At 67.7% G+C, this 5080-nt stretch carries 2 protein-coding genes and 1 pseudogene; all 3 read left to right on the forward strand.

Going from position 1 to position 5080, the window contains the following annotated elements; all coding sequences use genetic code 11:
* Positions 1 to 1992 (forward strand): annotated as a pseudogene (locus AO501_RS37870) (PE family protein); the annotation flags it as partial.
* Positions 1993 to 2160: 168 nt separating this feature from the next.
* A complete protein-coding gene (locus AO501_RS09785; protein WP_063892846.1) occupies positions 2161 to 3981 on the forward strand; it encodes a PE family protein in 1821 nt (606 codons plus the stop codon).
* 211 nt (positions 3982 to 4192) lie between these two features.
* On the forward strand, positions 4193 to 5080 hold an 888-nt coding region (locus AO501_RS09790; protein ID WP_197419812.1), incomplete at its 3' end, for an AfsR/SARP family transcriptional regulator.

Below are 5080 nucleotides of genomic sequence, written 5' to 3' on the forward strand. Positions count from 1 at the left end.
GGGGCCGGTGGCGCCGGTGGCGCCGGTGGCCTGCTGTTCGGCAACGGCGGTAGCGGCGGGGCCGGCGGCGTGGGAGCGACCGGAACCGGAGCCGGCGGGGCCGGTGGCAACGCCGTGCTGTTCGGTGACGGCGGGAACGGTGGCAGCGGTCCGACCGGCGGCGCCGCAGGTCGGGCGGGAGTCTTCTACGGCAACGGGGGCGACGCCGGGGCCGGTTCCGGGCAGGCCGGGGCCAACGCCGGATTGTTCGGCGACGGCGGCAATGGCGCTTCCAGCGACACGGCGGCCGGCGGTGCCGGCGGTAATGCGTTCTTCGGCGATGGCGGCGACGGCGGCTCGAGCCTGGCTGGTGCCGGCGGCGCCGGCGGAAACACCATGATCGGCCAGGGCGGTAATGGCGGTGCGGCCGGTGGAGCTGCCAGCGCGGCCGGCGGCAGCGGCGGCAGCGTCGGGCTCTACGGCTCCGGCGGCAATGGCGCGGCCGGCGGCGCCGGCGTTGCCGTTGCCGGCGTCATTGGTCTCAGTGGCGGCTTCGGTGGGGCCGGCGGCAGCGGCGGACTACTGGGCGGCAACGGCGGGTCCGGCGGCGCCGGTGGCACAGGTGGGGCCGGCGGCATCGGCGGAGCGGGCGCCGGCGGTGACGGTGGTGCCGGCGGGAACGCAAGTTACTTCGGTAACGGTGGGGCCGGCGGCGCCGCCGGCACCGGCGGCAGCGGCTTCCTGGCCCTCGCGGGCGGCGCCGGTGGCGCTGGCGGTAACGGCGGCACCGCCGGGCTGTTTGTAGGCAACGGTGGGGCCGGCGGGGCCGGTGGTAACGGCGGAGTAGGCGGCTCCACTCTCGGTAAGGGCGGCGCCGGCGGCACCGCGGGAGTTGGCGGCGACGGCGGACTTCTGTACGGGAATGGCGGTGACGGCGGTGCCGGTGGCGCCGGCGGAGCCCGCGGAAGCGTCGGCGCATCAGGTGGGACCGGCGCCAATGGCGGTGATGGCGGCAATGCCACGTTATTCGGTACCGGCGGGGCCGGCGGCGCCGCCGGCGCCGGTGGAAGCCCCGGCGGAGGCGCTGCCGGAGTTCCGGGCAACCCCGGCACCAATGGGCTGCTCGGGACGGGCGGTTCGCCCGGCGCCGCCGCGCTGTCCTACTCCGCTGCGAGCACCGCTTCGCCTCTGGGCCCCTATGAAGACCTGCTGGCCAACACGCGTGCCAACCTGCAGAGCATCGGCCAAACGTGGCTGGCTGATCCGGTGCCATTCCTGAACCAGTTCCTCACCAACCAGTTCAATTACGCGTCGCTGTCCTTCACGGCGCTCACCAGTGCCACCCGGGACTTCACGATCGGGCTGGCCAATGTGCCGGCGAGCCTGCGAGCCGGCGACGTGGCGGGTGCTTTGGTAGGTCTCTTCGTCAGCGGCATCAACGCCAGTGACTTCGCGAACATTCAACTGCTCGGCACCGTGGGAGACCTGTTCCCCCCGCTGACTATCCCCGGCGACATTTCGCAGAACTTCACGAACGTGATCAGGACGGTCCTGGACACCAACATCGCCTTCACGCTGGACACCACAACGTTGACCGGGGCGGCGACCGTCGGATTGCCGCTGGCAATGACGCTCAATGCCGTGGGTTCGCCGATCACCACGGCGCTGGCGTTCGCAGACAGCGCAACGGCGGTCAGCAGTGCTCTGCAGGCCGGAGATATCGGGGCGGCAGCGACCGCACTGATAGGTGCTCCGGCCAATATCGCCAACGGCTTCCTCAATGGCGAGGCCGTGCTGCCGCTGGAGCTGCCACTGTCGGCCACGGCCGGGGTTCCCGTAACGCTCGACATACCCGTGGGAGGGATCCTCTCGCCCCTCAGGCCGTTGGTGGCTAACGTGGTCGCCCCAGTTATCGGGCCGGTTTCCGTCACACTCGGAGGGACGCCTGCCGGAGGCATCGTTCCCGCGCTGCTGAGTTACGCACCCGCACAGCTCGCCAAAGCAATCGCGTAGCTACCGGCCAGCGCCGCGCGTTGGTGTCCCGCCATGCGCTATCGCGCATTCGAGTCCCCCGCCCGACGTGATGCGTCACTCATAAAGGCCCGCTGGTCCGACGTTTGAGATCCGTCGGGATTGGGTACCTCCGCGCGTACAACAGATGTACAACGAGGGGGGCCAACCGTGTCATTTGTGATCGCTGAGCCGGATTTCGTCACCGCAGCTGCCGGGCAATTGGCCGGGATTCGATCCTCGATCGGTGCCGCCGCGGAGGCCGCCGCAGCTCCGACCACCGGCATCGCCCAAGCGGCGGCCGATGAAATCTCCGCAGCGATCTCACGTCTGTTCGGCGCCTACGGGCAGGAATTCCAAGCGGTCAACTCCCAGGCGGCGGCATTCCACGCCGAATTCGTGCGGCTGCTGAATGGAAGCGCAGCCGCTTATCTGTCGGCCGACATCGCCAACGCGGAGCAGGCTCTGTTAGGCGGCGCCGTCGGATTCCCGACGGCCGCGCCCACCGACCCGCTCGGAGGCCTGCTGGGTGGGCTGCTCGGCGGAGGTGCCACCGGCGGTGGCGGTCTCCTCGGCCCTCTCACCGGCGGAACCGGTGGGCTCAATCTGGGCGGAGTCAACTTCGTCCTTCCGTCGCTTCCGTCGCTGCTATCCCCGAGCACCCTGAATTCGGCCCTCGGCAGCCTCAGCGGAGCCACCGGGCAATTGGGCCCGATCCTCGGCGGCATCTCAACCTCGCTGCAGAACCTCCTGTTTCCGCAACTCGCGGCAGCACCAGGTGTCGCCGCCTACCCCAACCCGTATCAGGTCCTGTTCGAAAACACCGTCCGGAATCTGAGCGATCTCGGTGCCAATTACCGGCCATTCCCGATTCTCAACCAGATCGCCATCAACCAGGCCCACTACGCGCAGCTCGCGGGGAATGCGGTTGCGCTCAACTTGCAAGGCTTCCCGGGCAATGTGCCGGCGAATATCCAACTTGCCCTGCAGGAAGCGTCGACGTTCAACCCGGCAGTCGGTGCTCAGGCGTTCGTCAACGGTACGGCCGGCTTCTACAGCACGCTGGGAACGCAGCTGGCCAAATTCGGAGAAGGCATCCAGCAGACGTTCCCCACATTCCAGCGGGACTTGAACCTTGCAGGGATGGCAATCCAGCAGGGTCAGTACTCCCAGGCGGTGCAGTACGGAGCTCATTCTCTCGTCGATCTGTTCATCACCGGATTCGACACCAGTGGATTGGGAATCAGCGTCGACGTGTCGAATTTGTTGGCGCCGGAGCTTGTGATCTCCGGACCGATCGGGGTGGAGGGCCCGGCAGGAGCGCTGCTGCCCATCCTCACCGCCGTCGGTCAGCAGGTGCAGGGCGCGGCCAGCCTAATCCCGGCAAACTCGATACCAGGCATGATGGCGCAGAACTTCGCCAATGGGATCAACACGCTCACGAACGCAGGCGTCTCGGCCGACTTCGCTCTGACCCTCGATCTGTTGAACCCCGCCGCCAGCGGTCTCGCCGGCGAGGCGATCTTTGGTCTGCCGCTGCAACTGGGCTTTGCTATCCTGGGTCCGCCTTTCGCCGGTCTGAACGGGCTGGCGCAGGGCGCCACGGCATTTTCCACCTCCATGGCTACCGGCAACCTGTGGGGAGCGGCAAACGCCATCGGCAACACACCGGCTTTCATCCTCGACGGATTCCTCAACGGCGAAGTGGTGATCGATCAACCGCTGCCGGTAACCGTGACCATTCCCGTGCCATTGCTACCGCTCCCCATCACCATTCCGACGATTGCCCATCTGCCTCTGACCGGTCTGCTGGTCCCGCCGCACCCGATTTCGGCTACGGTGCCGCTGAGTCAGGCTCTGGGCATTCCCGGTCTTCCGAACATCAATGTGCCTCTCGGCGGCACAGAGTTCGGCGGAATCTTCCCGTTCCTGCTGAACACGCTGCCGCAGCAGATCGCCCAATCAATGGCATACACGAACACTGCTGCCTGACTGCCGAAGTCTCTACACGCAGAGTGATCCCGGCGCGGTTTCCGATCCAGTCTGCGCTTCCCCCGAGCGATTGACTTCGAAGTCGATGCCGGGTAAACGGCAGCGGTTGAGGTCCATTCGTCAATCATTTGTGCCGTGCCTATCCACGCTCGTCGTATGCTCTGATCTCACCAGACACGCTGTGTTTGCTGCTGCCTGAAGAGAGGGCCGAATGACGGTCGAGTTCCGCTTGCTCGGCGACGTCGAGGTGTGTGTGGACGGGCGGCGGTTGGAGATCGGGCACGCGCGGCGCCAGTGCGTGTTGGTGGCGTTGCTGGTGGATGTCAATCACGCGGTTTCCCCGGAGCAGTTGGTGGATCGGGTGTGGTCGGACCGGCCGCCGCGACGGGCCCGGAACTCGTTGGCGGGCTACGTGTCTCGCCTGCGGAGTCTGCTCACCGATATCGATGGCGCGACGATCTCGCGAGGGCCGTCGGGATACGTGCTGAGTGCGGATGCGCTGTCGGTGGATTTGCACAGGTTCCGGGACCTGGCGGCGCGGGCGCGCACGATTTCCGATCCGGCGGAGGCTGCGGCGCTCTTCGACCAGGCGTTGGGGGTCTGGTCCGGTGAGCCCTTCATGTTCCTCGATACGCCGTGGGTCAACGAAGTTCGTAGCGCGGTGCGTGCGGAGCGGTTCGCGGTGGAGTTGGATCGCAACGATGTGGCGTTGCGGGCGGGGCGCCACGGTGAATTGTTGGTGGAGTTGAGCGCGTCGCAGGCCGCTCATCCGCTCGACGAGCGGCTGGCTGCGCAGTTGATGCTGGCGCAATACCGGTGCGGCCGCCAGGCCGATGCGCTGGACACTTACCGCCGCACCCGGCTTCGGCTCGTCGAGGAACTTGGCGTCGAACCCAGCCCTGCGCTGGCTCGCGTCCACCAGCAGATCCTCGCCGGTGAAGCCCGCCATCGCGCCGAGCCGGCGGTCACCGTGGACGTCGTGCCGGTGCGTCCGGTGGTCTGTGATCGGCCGCATTCGGGGTTGTTGCGGCGGGCGACGAGTTTCGTCGGTCATGAGCGCGAACTGGCACAGACGGCCGCGGCGTTGGGGGAGGGGCCG

Source organism: Mycobacterium gordonae (genome assembly GCF_001417955.2).
GTDB lineage: Bacteria > Actinomycetota > Actinomycetes > Mycobacteriales > Mycobacteriaceae > Mycobacterium > Mycobacterium gordonae_B.